The organism is Antarcticibacterium flavum, assembly GCF_006159205.1.
Taxonomy (GTDB): domain Bacteria; phylum Bacteroidota; class Bacteroidia; order Flavobacteriales; family Flavobacteriaceae; genus Gillisia; species Gillisia flava.
In genome coordinates this window covers 1112133-1132694 of record NZ_CP040812.1, presented here as the reverse complement: position 1 = coordinate 1132694, position 20562 = coordinate 1112133, and the positions used below count along the sequence as shown (strand labels likewise).

The following is a 20562-nucleotide window of genomic DNA, read 5'->3' as shown; positions in this document are numbered from 1 at the left end:
TAAATGGCTTTCTTATCTCTTAATAATACGGTATAAAAGATACCCCACGAATTTATAGAATACTTTTTTAGTACTAAATATAAAGTCCTTTGCCCAAAGGTAAAGTAATATCCCTATTGACGCAAGCTGGTTCATTATCGTGGATATTTCTCCTGCTTATAAGGTTTTTAATAAAGTACAGCTTGAATTCAGCAAAAGTTGGAGCGCAATATGAAGCGGTATTTAACACTATTTTGTTACATTTGGCCTCACGATATTTAACTATGAAATACCTTTTCCTACTACTTTCCATTATTCTTATTAGTTCCTGCCAACGCCAGGAGGAGGAGATCACTGCTCAGGATGTTATTGACAGGACTATTGAAAGAGCAGGGGGAGAACGTTTTAAAAGGGCAACTGTAGAATTCAGGTTTAGAGATCATACTTATAAAAGTATAAGGAACGGCGGGGAGTTTCACCTGGAAAGAAATAGAAAGGATTCCATAGGACATTATAGGGATATCCTGAGCAACACAGGGTATCAACGATTTTTAAATGACAGCCTGCTTACCGTTCCTGATTCTATGGTGGTACGTTACTCCAGCAGTGTTAATTCTGTTCATTATTTTGCGCATTTGCCTTATGGACTTAACGACAGGGCTGTAAATAAGGAAATGGCGGGGGAAGCCGTAATTAAAGGAGAACCTTACTACCAGCTAAAAATAACTTTCCAGCAGGAAGGTGGTGGGGCAGACCATCACGATGAATTTATGTACTGGATACACAAGAAAAATTATACCATAGATTACCTGGCGTATAAATTTCAGGTTAATGATGGTGGGATAAGATTTAGAGCTGCATACAATCCCAGAGTAATAGGGGGCTTAAGATTTGTAGATTATAAGAATTATACCATTGAAGATCTCGAAACCAGGCTTGAAGAGCTTGACGAGCTATATGAACAGGGCCAGTTGGATATGCTCTCTAACATTAAAACCGAGATATTAAATGTCGAGGTGAGATGAAGGACTACACAAAAAAGTAGTCATAATTAAGGCCGCAGGGAACAGGAGTTGGATTACCTGGAACCGCTACGGCATATTAATTAGGTTGTACGACAGGAATCGAGGTCAAAAGATTTCAAATATGAGATTTTCTCAAATTCCTCAATTTCCAGAAGCCACTTTTATCTCACCACTTACCCCACTTAAATCTGGCCTGAAAATCCATATTTCAGAAACTTTTCCGCCTGCAGCTTCTTCCCAGTCTGCAGTAAATTTGTCGTAACTACCATTACCGTGAACTTCATTGTAAGCTTCTTTAAATTTAGGATCCTCTCCCATCCAGCTCCATTTATCAAAAAAGTAAACTACAGCGAGGTCATTTCCTTCAGAAGAATTAGTTAACTCGTTCGTATACACCATATATGTTAATTCCGGGAATTTTTCCATCATCACCTTTTGAACATTCTTTACTTGTTCCATTGCTTTTTCTCCCTTTCCACGATTTATAGTATAGGTGTCTATAAGAAGCTTATTGATGTTAAAGTCCTTTGGAATATTGCCCTTATCTGCATGAGCTCTCCAGAAGGTTCTTTCGCTTCCCGGGTTTGATTTTGCTATGACATTTGAATACCAGTCTGTGTCATGGTCTTTTGATTGTTCCGGCATCCCATCTGCAGCGGCCCAGGACATTGGGCCCATGATGACTACATATTTTCCTGTATTCTTTCCATTATATATCTCGTAAGTACGTGCACCAAACATTTCCTGGTTATGGAATTTTTTATTGTGAGCTGCAAGGCTCTCTTCAAACTCCTGCAAGTGCATTGGATTGGGAGAAATGATCTCATTAACGAGAACTCCATAATCGCCACTAACCTGTGATACTGCTAAAAATGGTAATAGCAGTAATAAATAAATTGCTTTTTTCATAATACTACAGTTTAATTAAACTTTGATTAAGCCATAATAGGGAAGTAGCAGGAGGAAGAATGAATGTGTAGAAAAAGGCAGATTAATGTACGAATAAATAACTGATAATCAATTAATTAATTTTAACTGGATGTAAAAATAAAAAAGGAAGCTTCGCCAGAAACTTCCTTTTTTACTATAGATAAAAATTTTCTAGAAATTATATTCTGCTTTATAAGCCGTAATGGCACTCTGCAGGTCCTCTTGATTTTCCATGAACGGGATGTGACCGCCATCATTTTTCCAGAGGAGCATGTTTGGGAATTTCATTCCTTTATAATGATTAGGTCCAACCATCCAGTCCTTTGTACCATAGTAGAATAGTACAGGAATAGTAACATTGGCAGTAGCCGGTTTAAAGTCTTTCCAATAGCCATCATATGAAAATGCGGCATTTCCAAAATCAAAATTCCAGTCTGGAATCTCAGAATAGGTGGCATCCAGAAGTGCTTCTGCTTCTTTTGTGGCAAAACCCATTTTCCAGAATATATCTTTCTGTTTTAATTCATAAATATGTGATTGCATTCGATTCATCAAAGGCAAAGTATCATTTGCACACCCGGGAAGATTATTTATTTCCAGGAACTCTGCTGCTTTTGGGCTCCAGCTCTCACAGAAACTCTCGTTTATATCAAGAGTACAATTTACCATAATGAGACCTTTTGTGGAATTTGGATAATTTTCTACATACTGCATTTGGAGGATTCCCCCAAAGGAATGACCCAGGGTAATCCAGGAATCGTAACCCAGCGCCTGTCTTACTTCCTCAAAATCTAATGCCATTCTTTCTGGTGAGAAATCTTTATTCCCGGGACTGGAAGATCTTCCCACCCCGCGTTGATCCAGATAGATCATTGTAAATTCACTCTCCAACTGTTTGCCATAGAATTTTTCTACCCAGTAGCTACCCGAGCCGGGACCGCCATGAAGATAAAGACAAGGCTCCCCGGTTCCTTCAATTTTTACATAGAGCTGGACCCCGTCTGAGGTGGTGATATATCTTTCTTCTGCCTTTAATTGGAAGGCAAGGAAAGTAAAAATACAGATTAATAAAATTTTTTTCATTGGTTTTGTATTACTGGTTATTTATTATAGAAGATTGTTTGATCAAAATGTTACAATCAACAACTTTTATTTTTTGAAAAATTTAATCAATTCCCACTCTATTACTTCGTTTTTCCAGGATCAGGTTGTCCTTCCACGTTTTGTGAAGTTTCCCAATTCTCACCCTATCGCCTATTAGCCTGAAACCACTTTGTAAATGAATCTTTAAACTGGCCGTATTTTCAGGAAATAATCCTGCCTGCAGGGTCCAAATACCATTATTCTCACTTTCTGTAATTAAATGGTTCAGGAGATATTTCCCTTTTCCCTTCCCGCGGTAACCGGAATCTACATAGACACTTACCTCTGCAACCCCACCATAGACGCACCTGCCGGAAACCGGGCTTAAAGCTGCCCACCCTGTGATACGTTCCTGCTCCAGGGATACCAGCCGGGAAAATTGCAGGTGAGCCCTGTCCCAATCTTCCCAGGTCGGGGCGGTGGTTTCAAAGGTGGCAATGCCTGTGGCTATTCCGGCTTCATAGATCTCTCTCACCCTATACCAGTCATCAGGCACCATAGGCCTAATTGTTACAGCTGCCATTCGTACAGGTATTGTTATCCTCACTAACAACCTCGGTTCTTACTACCTCCCGGCCATCGTTACCGGTCCACTGCTCCATTACCTCAGGGGCAGGCCTGGCATTTTCACCTTCTCCATATACTGTTGCAGAACCATGAGTATAAAATGCTTCCCAATCTACTCCCTGTGGGTCTGTGATCCAGCTTTTTTGGGACTTTGAATAGCAACAGGTGCATTCTCCTTCTTCTCTTACTGTTCCTTTGGCGTTTTGCAAATTCCTATATACTTCCAGCAGTTCCTGCTCTGTTTCGGTTTGCAAGCCTAGATGCTCTATTCCATTTTGATTGTGGCCAGAGGAGATTGCGAAATTAATATGAGGATCTTCCAGCATCCATTTAGCATAATCTGATTTTAGGATAGTAGCCGGTGTATCAAATAAGGCATTGTAAAATGCCACACTATCATTAAGGTCTTTTACTCTTACGTGTACGTGAAATCTTTTCATCTTAAAGGTTTTATATGTTTTACACCTTCAGGACGTAGAAGCATTAAAAAAGATGCAAAAAAATTAAAAATTTTTTTTGCGATAGGAAATCAATGGAGCACAGGTGGCTTTGATATCAAAAGATACAAGATTGCCCTGTGCATCTGTCTCAAAATTACAGCAGGTAATAAATTCCGCTTTAAGAAGCTGTCTTGCCCTTTGGATCCTGGATTTTGTTGCCGGGAGGGAGAGCCCTAACTTACAGGCAATTTCAGCCTGTTTTAAGCCATCGATATCTGCCATTTTAAGAGGGACTGCATATTCTTCAGGCAGAAATCCCAGCATAGGCTCTATAAAATTTACTGCCTCCTTAAAAGCCATATTCTCTTCTTCAGCAGCAACGTCAGGAATATCACGGTCCTGAAATTTGGAAGATTTTCTGTAATGGTCCATAATCGTATTTTGGGCTATTTGGAATAACCAGCTACGCAGGTTCCTTACTCCAGATTTTGACAGGCAAAAATTATAGACCTTCAGCAAAACTTCCTGGAGGATGTCTTCTGCAAGTTCCCTGTCCTTCACCCTTTTAAAAATATAATTATAAAGCTCCTTTTTATGCGAGAGCCATATCGCCGGTACATCGCAGGAAGCTAAAGCTGGAGGCAATTTTTTTACCATAGAATAACATCAAGGTACTCAAATTTAAATATTCTATCAATGCGCCGGCGAAATAAAAAAGCAGGCAAATTAAAATTTTTCACCTGGTTTTTGTTACGGTCTAAATTGTCTAAATATTTCAGCAGCATTGCCTTAAGGTAGAAGCTTTTTTATGAGTCTTTTCATGTGAAGTTCTATTAATTCCCTCTTTATAATTCTGCAAGTAGGCTTTTCAGGTCAAGGGGGCGGGTGTACATTTTGATCTTACCTTCCGGATCCCTGGGCCACTCCTGGCTTGGGCGATCCCAATAGAGCTCTACACCATTACCATCTGGGTCGTCAAGATATATTGCTTCACTAACCCCATGGTCTGCAGCTCCAGTAAGTGGATAATCTGCTTTCTGCAGACGGTCAAGAATTTCTGCAAGCTCTTTTCTTTCCTGATATAAAATAGCTGTGTGAAACAATCCAACGCCGGTTTTAGGGGCAGGAGGAGAATCCTTGCTGTTCCATGTGTTGAGGCCTATATGATGATGGTAACCTCCTGCCGATAAAAAAACCGCCTGGTCACCATAACTTTGGGTGACCTCAAAACCCAGCAGGTCCCGGTAAAATTCAAGGGCTCGGTCAAGGTTGGAAACCTTTAAGTGGATATGTCCAATGCGGGTATTTTTAGGGATTGAATATGCGTCCATTGTATAATTACTATGCTAAACCTTGGAGCGGTTATTTAAAAATAAGGATTAAAAAATAAATCGTTGATCCCCTGTCCATTCTTTTAACTTTTTAATAATCATAAGCAGCTCTTTCCTGGTGCCGGCAAAAGGTCATTCCGTGAAAAGACAACTGCCTTCAGAGCGTTTATTGAGGGTTATTTCTTCTCAGGAACTCAAGCTATGACACATCGCTGAAGTTAAAGGGAATGCAAGATTAATAAGAAAATTAATGAGGACTAAGAAGTTCTTTGAGAAAAATGTTTTTGAACTGTAAAAAAGCTTAATTTTAACCACTTTGCATACTATTAATCAACAGCTACAAATATGAAAAAATTAATTTTCTTAGGTGCGATGCTTCTGTTCCTGGTTTCCTGCAAGGAGGAACCAAAAGAAGTAGAGAAACGGGAAGTAGCCACTTATTCTATTGAGCAATTCATGGATAATGAGGCGGTCTACGGGGGCAGTTTTTCTCCAGATAATTCCAAATTACTGGTTACCAGTAACAGGTCTGGAATTTTGAATATGTATACAGTGCCAACCGCGGGTGGGGAATTTTCTCCTGTTACCACCAGTGATTCCTCTTCGGTTTATGCTATTTCCTATTTTCCTAATGACGAGAGAATACTTTTTAGAATGGATGATAATGGCGATGAGGTATATAAGATATTCTTGAAAGAGGGTGACAGCATAAAACGGTTAACACCTGCTGAAAATGCCCGGGCTTTATTTTATGGCTGGAAAAAGGATGGAACAGCATTCTATTACGGAAGTAATGAGCGCGATTCCCGTTATACAGATGTTTATGTCATGGATGTGGAAACATTTGCACCTAAGCTTTTATATGAGAATGATGAAGCTTTTGATTTTGGAGGAGTATCTCCAAATGGAAGGTATATCGCATTCGCGAAATCTATTAATACAAATGATTCAAACCTGTTCCTGTATGACACAGAAGAAGAATCTTATACTCAAATCAATACAACCCAAAGCGGAAATTCCCCACAGGAATTTTCTATGGACAATGAGTATTTTTATTATACTACAGATGTTGATGGGGAATTCTCATACCTTATGAGATATGATATAGAGAATGCCACTTCAGAAAAAGTCCTGGAACGGGATTGGGATATCATGGGAATGGGATTAAGTGAAAATGGCACTTATAGGGTTGTATATATCAATGAGGATGCAGCCAATGGCGTAGAAGTTATCAATACAAGAACCGGAGAAGAAATTAAATTTCCTGAATTTGAAAATGCTTTCATAACAGGGGTAAGTATTTCCAGAGATGAAAAAATGGCGATCCTTAATGTCGGCGGTTCTCATACCCCTACAAATCTTTACCCCTACAATATGGAGACCGGGGATATTGTTAAACTTACAAATGTCCTTAATAAAGAGATAGAGAAGGAGGACCTGGTTACGGCAGAGGTCATAAGATATGATTCATTTGATGGGGTGGAGATCCCGGCTATATATTATAAACCTCATAATGCTACAGAGGATAGCAAGGTCCCGGCACTGGTATGGGTACACGGCGGTCCCGGCGGGCAATCAAGGCAAAACTTTAGTGCCTTTATACAATATCTTGTAAATCATGGCTATGCCGTGCTGGCCGTTAATAATCGTGGCAGTAGTGGCTATGGCAAAACCTTCTTTCAAATGGATGATCAAAACCATGGGGAAAAGGACCTACAGGATTGTGTTGAAGGAAAGAACTGGCTTGCCGAACAACCCGAAATTGATCCAGATAAAATCGGGATCATCGGCGGTTCTTATGGCGGATTCATGACCATGGCTGCTTTGACTTTTACGCCTGAAGAATTTGACGTGGGTGTTAATATTTTCGGAGTTACGAACTGGATGAGAACCCTTCAAAGCATCCCGCCCTGGTGGGAATCATTTAAGGATGCCCTTTACCTTGAAATGGGAGATCCCAATACACAGGATAGTATAAGGCTTAAGCAAATTTCTCCACTTTTTCACACAGAAAATGTCACTAAACCTTTACTGGTGTTACAGGGAGCACAGGATCCCAGGGTGCTGCAGGTAGAAAGTGACGAGATCGTTGAAAGTGTAAGAAAGAATGGTGTTCCCGTTGAATATGTATTGTTTGAGGATGAAGGCCATGGATTCGTTAAAAAGGAAAACCAGATCGAGGCCTATGAGAAAACCCTTGAATTCCTCAATAAATATTTAAAGAATAAACCGGAAGAGGTAAAGGAAATCAAAACCTAATGTTCCTCTTTAGATAAATAACAGCTGCTCCCTCTTTTGGGGGCAGTTTTTTTATGTGGAGATTAGGGGGTTGTCACGATCTTCAATGTTATATGTATAGCCTAAAAAGAACATAAATGCGCCATAACATATAGTTCCCACGGCGACCAGGATAAAGAAAAAGTGCCCTATATTCTCTCCTATAAAATTAAAGGCTTTATCTGTATTTACAATGTAATTTGGATTTTCCAGAATGCCGGCCTTTATAAAGAAGAAGCCTATAATTCCAATTATGAAGCCTCTGGCAAAATATCCTGCCCAGGCAAGGATATTTATAAGCATCTTTAATTTACCGTTGAAATGTTTTATAGACAGCCTCTCTTTATAACCACGGGTAATCCCGTAAAAGAATTGTACCAGGGCGGTAAGGATAATGATCACCCCAATACTAACCACCACCCAGTCTCCCCAATTCTCACTCAACATACTTCCCACCATTTCACGTTCCTCTGCAGGAACTCCGTCTTCTCTTACATTACTGTTGCCAATAAGAATGACAATGGCAGAATAGGCTATAAGCACATCGGCAATGGAGCTAAGGCCAATGCCGGTCCTTCTCATTATACCTTTCCAATTACTCCCGTAGTTGTAAGGATCTTTGTAGCTCTCATATATTCGCCAGATGATATAGCTAAGTGTTCCCATTAGAATTATTCCTATGAGGATCTTGCCTAACAGGTAGTCGTTAAGGTAAGCCATAAGGCTGCTCTCATCTGCCCCGCCATCCTTTAATCTTAAAAAGGAAAGTATGGCTATTACCCCAATGGCCCCATAAATAAGTCCTGTAGAAAAGCTTCCGTAAATAGGCAGGTAGTGAATAAAAAACGTCTTCTCCTTGTTCTTACCCATATTTTAGAGATGCTTCTGGTTCAATTTTATCCCCGGCAGTTAATTATAATGCAAACCTTCCATTGAGATCTCATTCACCTGCACCTTCTAAAAATACCAAAAAAAAGGAATAAAGATGGAGGGGGAGGCGCTAATCTTCAGCAGTTATGGGATCAATAATAGATAAAACCTTGTTTACAGATCCGGCCGGGAGTCCTGCTCTTCTTGCATGTTCGAGGATCATTAATTCACTTGGCGCACTGTAGATACAATATACCTTGTTCCCGGTAATATAACTGTGCACCCAATTTATAGTAGGTCCAAGGTTATGAAGGACCTCACAGGAATTTTTAGAGATATTTTTTAGTTCCTCATTAGATAACCTCCCGGCTCCGGGAATATCCCTTTCGATAATGAATTTTGGCATTTTTGGCAAATATTACGGTAAATCCCGGCAACTATTTTTTTGCCGGAGTGAGTACCTGTTGGAGGAAGAAAGATACCTTATTTTAAGATTCAAAATGTAGAAGCCAATTGAAATGAAACTAGGGGATTTAACCCATTTTAAAACAGCCGAACTTTAACCTGTCATTAAAATTCCATTGCAGACACTACTTCCAGGGTAATTGGCTGCCCTATCTTTTCTTCAATCCTGGTTTTAATGGTTTGCATATCTTCTGGCTCGATGGCATCTGTACTCACCAATCTCAGCGATACAACAAGCCTTTTGCCGAATCTTACCTTTACATCTTTTAAAAATACCTGTTCGATCTGGCTTCCTTCCAGCTGGCGGGTTATCCTGGCTTCCTGGGTAATTCTTTCAAACGAGAGGGAAAGAGGTACCATTACAAGGATTATAATAACCAGGGTATAAATAAGACCCATTTTTGCCCTCCTAAAGGGGGCGAAGCCTAATATGAGAAAGGTGATTCCTGCAAACATAATAATACCTGCAAGGTTAGTAAGGTAGAGCAGGAATGCACCAGAAAAGACCTCCCAGTCCCACCAGCCAATTCCAATACCCGCAACTGCCAGTGGTGGCACCAGTGCAACCGCAATGGCAACACCCGCTAAACTTTTCGCAATGCCCTCCTCTGCATGTGCATAGGCTGCTGCAACCCCGGAGGCTACCGCAATTCCCATATCAAGAAGGGTGGGCGAAAGCCTGGCATCTATCTCTGAGGTAAGCAGCTTAAGCGGTATCATTAGGGTAACGCCTGCCGCAAATAATAAACTTACAATTGTACCAACCAAAATCGTGGTAATTCCCGTCTTCAACATTCTTATATCATAACGTACCATTCCCATGGAAAATGCCACAATAGGCGTAATAATGGGTGCGAGGATCATAGCACCAATGATCACAGGAGAAGAATTTGCAAAGAGTCCAAAAGTGGCAATAAGGGTAGAAAGCACCATCATTATAATGTATGGTGCACTTAGATTTGAATTTTCTTTTAAAACCTTGAAAAGGTCTTCAAACTCCTCAGTCGTAGCACGGGGTAAAAATGGAAGCTTTCTCTTGGTTAATTCATCCCTTTTTTGTCCTGTTGGTAACCTGCCGGTCTTAAAACTCTTCTTTACATCTGCTCCTTCTGTTTTAGTAGTATATATACTGGCTTGTTTTAAGATAAGTGCCTCGTGCTCAATTTCCAACACGATCTCCTGGGCTTTCTGTGGTATACCATCTACCGTATAATCTATTTCCTGTTTGTCCTCAATCTTGAGCTGCGATGTTTTGAGTTGGCCTATGAAAGAAGGCAAAACAGTCATTGTCTTACCGTTTGGTATCAAACTTCTTAAAAGAAACCACAGCAATTCAAAGATGTTTTGCGGGGAAAGTATAAGTACGTGGAACATCCCATCATTCATAGCACTTTTAGAAATGAGCCTTTTTGAGACTACTGAGCTCAAAGGGTGTTCTACGATAATAAGCCCCAGGGCAGAAGTGTGAATGACCTTTTCACCTTCTGCAGATAATAAAAATGATTTGTGGGTTAAAGAGGGTAGTTTTCTAATATTGCGCAGAAAGGTAAGAACTTCCCCTGTAAAATTGTTATTTACATTATCTTCCTGAAGTGCAAATACATCTCCAATATTTACAGATTGAAATACCGGTGTGCCATTACAGCGTAATATATCGAGATTGTGGGTCTCTTTACTTTCGAGGACCTCGGTGACAGCCTCTTCGAGGTTACCCGAAATTCCCAGGCCTTTGATGGTGTATTTGTTCCCCGGATGAGGTAGAACCCCAACAGGCCAGTTTTCCTTAGCCGCCAAAACAAGGAATTGTCTAAGGAATTCATCATCGAGATAAGTGATAAAGGTTGCGTCCTCCTCTGGCGAAAATTCTTTTACTATTGGAAATTCGACTAGCGTTGAATTAAAATTTGCAAGCAGGGGGAGAACATTATTTTCTACTTTTTCTAGATCTTCTGGATGATGTAGAATATAATACATAAAGGTACTTGAAATTGTTTGGTGCAAGATACTATATTTACCCTCCCTGCCTGCAGTTTTAACCTTAGGTTGACATACGTAAATCAATTTTTGGGATGAGACTACCGAACATTCTGCTAAATAAGGCCGGTTATGATCCCTTCATTATCAATGTTTATGTTCTCTGATGCCGGATGGGCCGGTAACCCGGGCATGCGCATCATTTCTCCTGTAATGGGGATAAGGAAGCCGGCACCTGCCGCAATTTCAATTTCCCGTACTGTGATGGTGAAATCTCTGGGCCGGCCCAAGAGCCCAGGATCATCTGATAATGATTTTTGCGTCTTTGCAATACAAACAGGGAGTTTTTCAAGTCCAAGCGATGCAATAGTCTTCAGGTCTTTTTTAGCCTTTGCAGAGAATTCCACATTTACTGCACCGTAGATTTTTTTGGCTATAGTATCTATTTTGGAAACTACGGGCATATCCCAGCTGTAAAGAGGTTTGAAAGAGGATGATCCCTCCTCCACGATCTCCACGACTTTCTCGGCAAGTTCTATGGCGCCATAACCGCCGTTGGCCCAAACATCGGCCACAGCTACCCTTACCCCTTTAGCTTCAGCAAATTCCTTGATGATCTCGATCTCTTCAAAGGAATCTGATGCGAAAAGGTTAATAGCAATTACAGGTGTAATGTGGAACTGCAATGCGTTCTCCAAATGTTTCTCCAGGTTAGGCAACCCTTTTCGAAGTGCTTCTGTATTAGGAATAGTTAGGGAATTTAAAGCTGCCCCTCCATGATATTTAAGCGCTCTAATGGTTGCAGTTAAAACAACTGCCTTTGGAGAAAGTCCTGCGCTCTGGCATTTAATATTAAGGAATTTTTCTGCACCCAGATCAAATCCGAATCCGGCTTCTGTGACGGTATAGTCGCTTAGGGTCATTCCCATTTTCGTAGCAAGGACAGAGTTGGTACCCTGTGCAATATTGGCAAACGGCCCTAAGTGAACTATGGCAGGATTACCTTCTATTGTTTGTACCAGGTTTGGCTTTATAGCATCTTTGAGCAAGGTTGCCATGGCACCTTCAGCTTTTAAATGACGGGCATACACAGGTTTTTTATCAAAGGTGAATCCCACGAAAATATTTCCCAGGCGTTTCTTTAGGTCATCCATATCTTCAGCAAGACATGAAATAGCCATAATTTCAGAAGCAGCGGTAATGTCAAAGCCACTCTCACGTGGTACTCCATTGTTTGTTCCTCCAAGTCCAATGGTGATATCCCTTAGGGCACGGTCATTCATATCCATCACCCGTTTTAAAGAAACTGTGCGGGGATCTATTCCCAGGTTATTGACCCGGCTTTGCAGGTTGTTATCAATAAGGGCAGCAAGAAGGTTGTTGGCTTTTTCTATTGCTGAAAAATCCCCGGTGAAATGGAGATTTATATCTTCCATTGGTAATACTTGTGAGAAGCCACCACCGGTAGCACCACCTTTTATTCCAAAAACAGGACCAAGAGAAGGCTCTCTTATCACTACTGTTGTTTTTTTACCTATCCTGTTTAGAGCTTCAGACAAACCGATGGAAACGGTTGTTTTTCCCTCACCCGCGGGAGTAGGGGAGATTGCACTCACCAAAATAAGATTCCCCTGCGATACTTTTTCTTCATCAATGATATCAAGCGGGAGTTTTGCCTTATACTTACCGTACATTTCAATATCATCGGGGTTCAGGCCAAGCTTTTCAGCTATTGCGGTAATATTTTTTAGTTCTACATCCCTGGCAATTTCCAGGTCATTCGGTACTTTAAGTGTTTCCATATCAGCTTATTGTTTGATAGGTTAAAAGTACAGGATACACTTAAAATAAAAAGTGATAAAGATCAGGATTTAGGTAATTTATAAGAGGATATCCCTACTATTTCTAAAATTCTGGTTCACTGGCGTCCGGTAAAAATAGTATTTCTTGTTTTAATCTTAATAAACCTTGATTCTACATCACTTCGATTTTGATTTTCAATCTATGGGGGTCCTATATCAAAAAGGTTAGGTGCAAGCTGTATATTTTTAGGATAAATGTTAGGATCTGCTGATTTTAAAAGTAAGTCTGTAACTCTTACATAATTCATTAAATGAAGTCTAAATAGCCCGCAAATCACCGAATAAGATAATCTGCAACGTCGAGACCCTTTTCGAGCTATTTGGACAAGTAAATCTGCTATAAGCGCACACCAGATTTGAATACGTATTGCATTCTCATTATCGCCAATAAAGCTGGTGATCTTGAGGTTTTGCTTGAGCCTTTTAAATAAAAGCTCAATTTGCCATCGCTGCTTGTATATTTCTGCAATTATGCAAGCAGGCAGCTGCATATCATTGGTAATAAATTCAATTTCCCGTTGATCTTTATTATCATAAAATTTTATTATGCGGCATTTTACTTTTTGTTTTTGTTGGCTATGCCCTAATTCTGCTCTACAGTCTTCCAATATGTCATATTGTTCGTCCTCCTTAGTTAAGAGGTTATAATTCCCCCAAGTTACTTTGCATCTTTTGTGCAGTCGGCTTACAAAACTGACATCGTTTTTACTCCAATGAATAAATAAACCAAAATTTAAGTATGCCTTATCAAAAACTACAATGGTCTGTGCAGGAAGTTTTTTAAATCGGGGCATAAAATTTTTATCATTTTCCGCTGCCTTAGTAATCATTATTAAGGAAGGAACCTGTTCTTTTAGCCACATTCCAGTATGTATTTTAACTCCTCCCTTACGCCTCCCGTTGGCCATAGCATTACCACAGGCCTTCATTATATTCTTGAATAACGTAACAGTGGTAGAGTCAACCAAAAACAGCCTGGAGAGCCATTTTTCATTTTTAGGTATACTGCTGTCCGAGAAAAAACGATAATGCTGTTTATAAATGCTTAAAAAGGTTTTTTCAAACAACTCAGAACACCGGCGCATATTAGCATCACTCACGGTGCTTCTGCATGGCATAGAACTCATTCCTAAATGTTTTAAACTTTGATTATGTGCTGCTAAACCAGAGCATAACTCACGTAATCCGCCAACATTCTCAATAACCGCAAACAACATACAGACCAGGTGATCCCAGGATGTAAATCGTTTGGTATAGCGATCTGTACCTAATTGGCCAACTAAACGGTTAAAATTGCTTCGGGGAATAAAAGATAACAGCTGTCCGAGAACCGGCATTCCAGAATTTCTTGTAATTTTGTCCATAATGTCCGCTTTAAGTGGAACCTTTAAAGGGAGTCTGTGGTCGAAAACGAGGACTCCCTTTTTTCATGGTATTAAGGTAGGATTTAATTTGGTTTACCGGACGCCAGTGAATTCTGGTTCCAGATTTTGAAGTAATCATATTCCCGGACCAACTTCCTAAGTGGAAGAAAATTACCAGCTCAATGAAAATCCTGAAGGATTTTTTTGAGTTTTAAATGCTGCAGAAGCATGATGGTTTTAGCATCTTTTAATTTTCCTGTTTCTACCCTGTTCCAGGCTTCTTTAAAATCTAGTTCCACAACCTCGATATCTTCCTGCTCTTCCTCCAGGCCGCCTCCTTCACCTACTTTCTGGTCTTTGCTGTATTCAGCTATGAAGAAATGCATGATCTCTGTGACAGAGCCCGGGGACATATAGGCTTCAAATACCTTTTGAGGGTTGGAGATACTGTACCCGGTTTCTTCCCTGGCTTCTTTTATCACACACTCCTCCGGCGAATCCTGTTCCAACAGGCCGGCACAGGCTTCTGTTAAAATTCCTCCGGGATTACAATTCAAGTACGTTGGCAGGCGGAATTGCCGGGTGAGGATCACTTTACCTGTGGTTTTATTATATAATAGAACTGTAGCCCCATCCCCGGTATCATAACTTTCCCTTACCTGTTTTTCCCAGCGTCCATTCCTGGTTCTTATTTCAAAAGTTATCTCGTTTAGAATACCCCAGTTGCTTGAGAGAACTGCCGTTTCCTTTACCTTTATGTTATCTTTCAAAGTCGTTTTTTTTATGCAGATGTAAAGTATCAAATCCTGATAATTCCTGAGGACGCTTTATTAAATCTTTAGCAAAGAATTAAAGCCCCTTTTAGAAATACCTGAAATTGCTTTATGATTTGAGAGCCGAAATTTTATTATCTTTAAGTTCATCCATTTTTAATCCTTTAATACTTATGAAAACCGGGAATCAAATTTTTACAGCTATGGCTATCATATTATTTTCATCCTTCGGTAATGCCCAGTCCAACTTTAGCATCAATAAGGATCATGATGCTCTGCAGGTGAAAGACCTGGAAGCTTCAGCAAAATTCTATAGCGAGGTTCTGGGCCTGCCGGAAATTTCGAATGGGGGATTGGGAAACCATATCCGCTGGTTTCAGCTTAATGACAAGGTACAGATCCATCTTATAGAAAATGAGGAGGAGATAAGTCACCACAAGGGTTTTCATATGGCTTTGAATGTGGATGACCTACCCGGTTTTATGCAGCATCTCAAATCCAGGAATATTCATTTTGAGAATTGGGAAGGAGAACCAGATACGACCAACACAAGACCAGATGGGGTGAAACAGATCTATTTCCAGGATCCCGATGGTTATTGGATCGAGGTGAATGACGGCTCCTTATAAGCTCGTATATTAAGAAGTTACTTATTGCTCAAGACACTCAAAACATTTGATAAGTCCGGGAGGTAGATCAATATCTTCAGATCCTTTTAAAGGCTCTTTAAGCCAATCCCTTTCTTCAACTATTTTTCTAAAGGCCATAGCATACTCCATAAGGTTTTCTCTTCGCTGTATTATCTTGGCTGCTATTTCTTTCCCGTCCTGTCTGTAAAAATCCTCATTCCACATTTTAAGTGCTGCAGTGATCTTTTCATTTGTTAGAGCCTGCTGTAGGAAAGCGGCTTCAGTCTCATAGATATCCACCGGAGTATTTTTAAGGAAATAAACATCTACGGGATACACAAGGCCGGGCATATAATCTATTTCTTTTTCAAAGGGTCTTACAAGCGGCTCCACGCTCCTATGAGAAATGATTGTGGGAATAACTCCTTCAAGTTTAAAAAAGGCATTATCGCGGTCACCCGGGAGAGAAATTGCTGTTAATTGACCGTCCACCTCCTGTATGACCCATCCCCATTGTTTGGCATGTCTGTCCCAATCGCCAATAAGAAGGTCAAAAAGCCGTGCACGAATCAGGGAGTGGCGGTCGATGCTTAATCGATCTCCAACTTCTGCTTTTAATTCCTGTAGATCATCTGTATCCAGGATCTCCTTTACATTTTGGTATGGAGTCCAGTTCACCACTCCTTCGGTTTCGAATTCAAGTAAATACAAACGGTTGCCATATTTTTCATTGTATTCTCCAAGGAGTTTTTGCTTTGGCACAAAAACGGGTCGTGGATGAGTATGCAATACCCCGGCTACATCTGCCAGTGCTGCAGCTGCAACTGCGCCATAAGGGTGTTGGGCAGATATGCCGTCTATCACAATATTTTGGAGCCCTAGCGTACGTGCAAATTCCGGGACGTGGGATTGAGGATCCTTATTTATGCTTCTAAGGCTGTAAAGGATTCCCCTGGCATCTTCCATTCGAAGGGAATGGGTTTGCGTGCCTCCGCCTTCTTTTACTATAGTCATGCCGCCAAAAAGGGTGTCAAGAAAAACAACAGGAATGGTGACAGGTGTTTCCCAGGCTTCCCTGTAATTTTTACCTTGCATGGTCTCTTTTAGCAAATTTCCTTTGTATAGTGAGCTCGCCGCCACAGTAACAGAATCGTGGAGTGTGAAATCGATGCCATCTACATCACCGGGTTCTATAATAACAGCCGTATCAAATTCTTCTTTCTGCCCCGAAACCGAAAGATATACAAGGCCCAGAAAGACTATAAGAAGTATAATGACAAGCCAAATGATCCTCTTCATGACTACGGGAATTAGACATTAAATTTAAGCTTTTTAGCCTAAGGTAAAGTAGGGGTTTGGTAGTTTATGACCATTGACTTAATAGAAATTTAGGGTTTTTTTTCCTGTAAAGGAAATTGGACATATACCTCCCAGGACCTTCCGTTATGCCACAGCAGGTAGAGATGGGCTGCAGTAAAGCTTATTTTATATTGACGTGCTTTTAGATCATTCCATGCCCTGTCGTAAAATTCTTCCTTAAGGTCGCGGGTGGCAAGGGTAATGTGCGGATGCAGCGGCTTGTTTTGTTTCTGAAGAGCACCAGGAATATCCTCCAGCACAGTTTGAAGGCGATCATAGAACCGTATGATTGGCTCTTTATTTTCAACATCGATAAACAAAACACCGGGAGGAAAACCGCCAAAACCCGAGAGAAAAATTTCCAAAGGCTCTTCCCTCGCTGTAAAATTCGTGAGGGTCTCCAACAGAGAAGTTTTCTGTTTCTCCTGAAGTTTAAACGGCGGTATCAAAGTGATATGAGCGGGAAGTTTTAGTGCATGTTTTGCAGCATACTTCAGGCGTATTTCCTCCTTCAGGATCTTTACCTCCTGTTTAATGATCTCCGGTGGTATAAGGGCAAGGAAATATAGATCCATCTTCAGCTTAGTTTAAAGCTTAAGATAATTAAAAGAAAATTTACTTACTATCCAACTGGCTTGAACAGCGGTAAATCCTTCAGAAAAAAAGAAATATTTGAAATTAATTAAAAACCCGAAAATTAAGCTTCAATTTTGTCGAAATCTATAACAACCTGATGCTTAAGAAGATCTTCAAAGGTTTCACGTTCCCTAATAATGTGTGCCTTGCCATTGTACCACATTACCTCTGCCGGCCTGTATCTTGAATTGAAATTGCTGGACATTGAAAAACTATAGGCACCTGCATTGCTGAATGCCAGGACGTCACCCTCTGTGATCTCGGCGATCCTGCGGTTGTTGGCAAAAGTATCTGTCTCACAAATGTAACCTACAACAGAGTAAAACCGGGGTTTTCCTTCCGGATTTGAAATATTGGTAATATCGTGGTGAGAACCGTAGAACATAGGACGTATAAGATGGTTAAAACCACTGTCAACCCCTGCGAATACCGTAGAGGTAGTCTGTTTAATAACATTCACCTTTGCAAGGAATTTTCCAGCCTCACTCACGAGAAATTTCCCCGGTTCAAATACAAGGGTTAATTTACGACCATAGTCATCGCAGAAATCCATAAACCTTTTTGTGAGCTTTTCTCCTAATTCTTCAATATCTGTTTCAATATCACCCTGGGTATACGGCACCTTAAAGCCGCTGCCAAAATCAAGGAACTCAAGATCCTTAAAATTCTTGGCTGCATCAAAAAGAATCTCAGATGCTCTAAGGAAAACCTCAATATCCAGAATATCACTTCCGGTATGCATATGAATACCATTGATATTCATTCCTGTATTATCCACAATACGCATTAGATGTGGCATCTGGTGAATCGAAATCCCGAATTTAGAATCGACATGACCCACAGATATCTTGGCATTCCCTCCTGCCAATATATGCGGATTTATACGTATACAGACCGGTACCTTTGGATGTTTTGCCCCAAATTGCTCGAGGATTGAAAGGTTATCTATGTTAATTGGTACACCCAGGGAAGAAACTTCCTCGATCTCTTCCAGGGAAACCCCGTTGGGCGTGTAGAGAATTTCCTGAGGCTCAAAACCGGCTTCCAGGCCCAAACGTACTTCCTGAATCGAAACCGTGTCAAGCCCTGAGCCCTGAGTTTTTAATAACTTAAGAATAGAAATATTGGAATTAGCCTTTACTGCATAGTTTATGCGTAAATCTTTAATTTGCCCAAAGGCCTTTTTAAGACGGTGATATTGGGAGATTATCTTCTCTGCATCATACACGTACAGCGGGCTTCCAAATTCCCGGGCTATTTCAACAAGGTCTTTCTCGTTCATGCTTTGAAATTATAAAGTGCAAAAATATATAGGATTTCCAAATATCCGTTAGGAATGCCAAAATATAACACAATCTAATTAATTGTATAAAATAGACCTCCCTGCACGCCTGGAAAATTTATTTCACAAGGGTTTATTATTCATATGCAATCACCAGTTCCTCTCTTTTCGCCCTTTTATGACGCATAACGATGATCCCAAAGGCGATGAACACTCCGGCACCAGCCATAGCAGCACCAACCAGGGTGGCAGAGCTTATACCATACCCCATTGCTATGGGCAGGCCTGCAAAATAGGCTCCTGAGGCATTTCCAACGTTAAAGGCGCTTTGGTTAAGGGAGGAGCCCAACATTTCAGATCCCTTTGCAGTTTTGATCATTGCCATTTGAATAGGTGTGGCAAGGCAAAACGCAAAGGTGCTAATAAGAAAAGTAAGTACCAGCACCACTATCTTATCCTGGGCGAACAGGGTATTGCTCACCAGTAATATAACCATAATGATAAGAGTAATAATCACTGCATTAATAGGGGAGAACTTTTCTGCCAGTTTTGCTCCAATGAAATTCCCTGCCACCATTCCAATCCCGGCAAGGATCATTACATAGCTCACAATACTCTCAGGATGGCCGGCCACGTTTGTTATAAGCGGGGCGATATAACTGTACCAGGCAAAAAAGCCACCAGTCCCAATGGTAGTAAGAAGAAATACCATCCATAATTCCCTTCGCTTTAAAACCTTGAGGTCCTTTCTAAACCCATTGGCAGATGATTTTGGAAGCTCTGGCATCCAGAACTTTACGCTAAGTACAGCGAGAACTCCAACCACCCCCACGGCAAGGAAAGAAGCTCCCCAGCTAAAGTGCTGCCCTAAATAAGTACCCAATGGCACACCCAGTACATTTGCCAGCGTAAGCCCCGTGAACATGATGGCAATAGCCTGGGCCGCCTTGCCTGGTTTGGCAAGTTTTCCTGCTACCACTGCGCCAATTCCAAAAAAGGCACCGTGAGGTAAGCCCGAAAGGAACCTTACGATCATTAAGGTGTTGTAACTGTTTGCAAAGGCAGAGAGGGTATTGAATACAGTAAACCAAACCATAAGCCACATAAGTATCTTATGCGCAGGCCAGCGGCCCGCAATACCTGTTAATAATGGAGCGCCAACCACCACCCCAAGAGCATAGGCAGATATAAAATGCCCCGCCTGTGGGATGGTTATATCAAGATCATTTGCTACATTGGGAAGAATACCCATAATTACAAACTCTGTCATTCCTATTCCAAAGCCTCCAACCGCCAAAGCTATCAATGCTTTTTTCATATGTAAGTTTTTATGGTCCCGCAGTGTCATTCGCAATTTGCTTTCTCGCAAGGACTTTTTTAGCCTTCCATTTCATAACCCTGCTGCACCGACCAAATTCAAAGAGGCAAAAATACAGCAGAATAAGGGCAGTAGATAAAATTTAAGATAAAAACTACTAAAACGTTATAGGGGCGAGGCCTTATCAATGCTGGGTTTGTTACCTCCTGAAGATAAAATAGACCAGAATTATCGCAAAATCCTGCTGTTACTTTTTAACATTTGCAATGGGCTTTTGAATTGGATAATAGATAATTGATAGATTTCTTAAGGTAGTGCGGGATAGGATTTTTTAGCCT

At 40.7% G+C, this 20562-nt stretch carries 19 protein-coding genes; 3 read left to right on the top strand and 16 right to left on the bottom strand.

Annotated features, from left to right (window positions below; translation table 11 throughout):
• Window positions 1–263 precede the first annotated feature (263 nt).
• Window positions 264–1004, top strand: a complete 741-nt coding sequence (locus tag FHG64_RS04710; RefSeq protein ID WP_139065338.1) for a DUF6503 family protein — start codon at window positions 264–266, stop codon at window positions 1002–1004.
• A gap of 141 nt (window positions 1005–1145) precedes the next feature.
• Here FHG64_RS04710 and FHG64_RS04705 read toward each other — a convergent pair whose 3' ends face one another.
• From FHG64_RS04705 to FHG64_RS04680, 6 genes are all read right to left on the bottom strand, one after another.
• Entirely contained in the window at window positions 1146–1913 is a 768-nt protein-coding gene (locus FHG64_RS04705) for a hypothetical protein (RefSeq protein ID WP_139065337.1), read from the bottom strand.
• Between the two features lie 192 nt (window positions 1914–2105).
• Window positions 2106–3017 (bottom strand): alpha/beta fold hydrolase, encoded by a 912-nt coding sequence (locus FHG64_RS04700; RefSeq protein WP_139065336.1) that lies wholly within the window; start codon window positions 3015–3017, stop codon window positions 2106–2108.
• An 82-nt stretch (window positions 3018–3099) separates the two neighbouring features.
• Window positions 3100–3600 carry a GNAT family N-acetyltransferase gene (locus FHG64_RS04695; protein WP_139065335.1) on the bottom strand — a complete coding sequence of 167 codons (501 nt, stop codon included), beginning with the start codon at window positions 3598–3600 and terminating at the stop codon, window positions 3100–3102.
• Complete coding sequence (locus FHG64_RS04690) at window positions 3581–4084, bottom strand: VOC family protein (protein WP_218937556.1); 504 nt, start codon at window positions 4082–4084, stop codon at window positions 3581–3583. Before FHG64_RS04690 ends, FHG64_RS04695 begins: the two co-directional genes overlap by 20 nt.
• Window positions 4085–4147: 63 nt before the next feature.
• Window positions 4148–4729 carry an RNA polymerase sigma factor SigZ gene (sigZ, locus tag FHG64_RS04685; RefSeq protein ID WP_168191317.1) on the bottom strand — a complete coding sequence of 194 codons (582 nt, stop codon included), beginning with the start codon at window positions 4727–4729 and terminating at the stop codon, window positions 4148–4150.
• 200 nt (window positions 4730–4929) lie between these two features.
• Window positions 4930–5415: a VOC family protein gene (locus tag FHG64_RS04680; protein ID WP_139065333.1), complete on the bottom strand. Its 486-nt coding sequence runs from the start codon at window positions 5413–5415 to the stop codon at window positions 4930–4932.
• A gap of 345 nt (window positions 5416–5760) precedes the next feature.
• On the opposite strand from FHG64_RS04680, the gene FHG64_RS04675 reads away from it, so the two are divergent.
• Window positions 5761–7674: a S9 family peptidase gene (locus FHG64_RS04675; RefSeq protein ID WP_139065332.1), complete on the top strand. Its 1914-nt coding sequence runs from the start codon at window positions 5761–5763 to the stop codon at window positions 7672–7674.
• 51 nt (window positions 7675–7725) lie between these two features.
• Here FHG64_RS04675 and FHG64_RS04670 read toward each other — a convergent pair whose 3' ends face one another.
• From FHG64_RS04670 to FHG64_RS04645, 6 genes are all read right to left on the bottom strand, one after another.
• Window positions 7726–8562: a DUF1206 domain-containing protein gene (locus tag FHG64_RS04670; RefSeq protein WP_139065331.1), complete on the bottom strand. Its 837-nt coding sequence runs from the start codon at window positions 8560–8562 to the stop codon at window positions 7726–7728.
• A gap of 130 nt (window positions 8563–8692) precedes the next feature.
• A complete protein-coding gene (locus FHG64_RS04665; protein ID WP_139065330.1) occupies window positions 8693–8968 on the bottom strand; it encodes a DUF4242 domain-containing protein in 276 nt (91 codons plus the stop codon).
• Between the two features lie 164 nt (window positions 8969–9132).
• Window positions 9133–11001 carry a TIGR00341 family protein gene (locus tag FHG64_RS04660; RefSeq protein WP_139065329.1) on the bottom strand — a complete coding sequence of 623 codons (1869 nt, stop codon included), beginning with the start codon at window positions 10999–11001 and terminating at the stop codon, window positions 9133–9135.
• Window positions 11002–11117: 116 nt separating this feature from the next.
• Window positions 11118–12803: a formate--tetrahydrofolate ligase gene (locus tag FHG64_RS04655; RefSeq protein ID WP_139065328.1), complete on the bottom strand. Its 1686-nt coding sequence runs from the start codon at window positions 12801–12803 to the stop codon at window positions 11118–11120.
• A 200-nt stretch (window positions 12804–13003) separates the two neighbouring features.
• Window positions 13004–14227, bottom strand: a complete 1224-nt coding sequence (locus tag FHG64_RS04650) for an IS4 family transposase (RefSeq protein ID WP_139065327.1) — start codon at window positions 14225–14227, stop codon at window positions 13004–13006.
• Between the two features lie 179 nt (window positions 14228–14406).
• A complete protein-coding gene (locus tag FHG64_RS04645) occupies window positions 14407–14997 on the bottom strand; it encodes an NUDIX domain-containing protein (RefSeq protein WP_139065326.1) in 591 nt (196 codons plus the stop codon).
• Window positions 14998–15203: 206 nt separating this feature from the next.
• On the opposite strand from FHG64_RS04645, the gene FHG64_RS04640 reads away from it, so the two are divergent.
• The gene (locus FHG64_RS04640; protein WP_246054297.1) at window positions 15204–15629 is read left to right on the top strand and encodes a VOC family protein; all 426 of its coding nucleotides are present in this window, start codon (window positions 15204–15206) and stop codon (window positions 15627–15629) included.
• A gap of 21 nt (window positions 15630–15650) precedes the next feature.
• Here the strand turns inward: FHG64_RS04640 and FHG64_RS04635 are convergent, their stop codons facing one another.
• The 4 genes from FHG64_RS04635 to FHG64_RS04620 all read right to left on the bottom strand — a co-directional run bounded on the left by FHG64_RS04635 (window position 15651) and on the right by FHG64_RS04620 (window position 20224).
• Window positions 15651–16928 (bottom strand): hypothetical protein, encoded by a 1278-nt coding sequence (locus tag FHG64_RS04635; RefSeq protein ID WP_139065324.1) that lies wholly within the window; start codon window positions 16926–16928, stop codon window positions 15651–15653.
• A gap of 89 nt (window positions 16929–17017) precedes the next feature.
• Window positions 17018–17563, bottom strand: coding sequence for a 2'-5' RNA ligase family protein (locus FHG64_RS04630; protein WP_139065323.1), 546 nt, complete (start codon window positions 17561–17563; stop codon window positions 17018–17020).
• A gap of 122 nt (window positions 17564–17685) precedes the next feature.
• Entirely contained in the window at window positions 17686–18906 is a 1221-nt protein-coding gene (gene lysA / locus FHG64_RS04625) for a diaminopimelate decarboxylase (RefSeq protein ID WP_139065322.1), read from the bottom strand.
• A 136-nt stretch (window positions 18907–19042) separates the two neighbouring features.
• Window positions 19043–20224: an MFS transporter gene (locus tag FHG64_RS04620; RefSeq protein WP_139065321.1), complete on the bottom strand. Its 1182-nt coding sequence runs from the start codon at window positions 20222–20224 to the stop codon at window positions 19043–19045.
• Window positions 20225–20562: the final 338 nt, after the last annotated feature.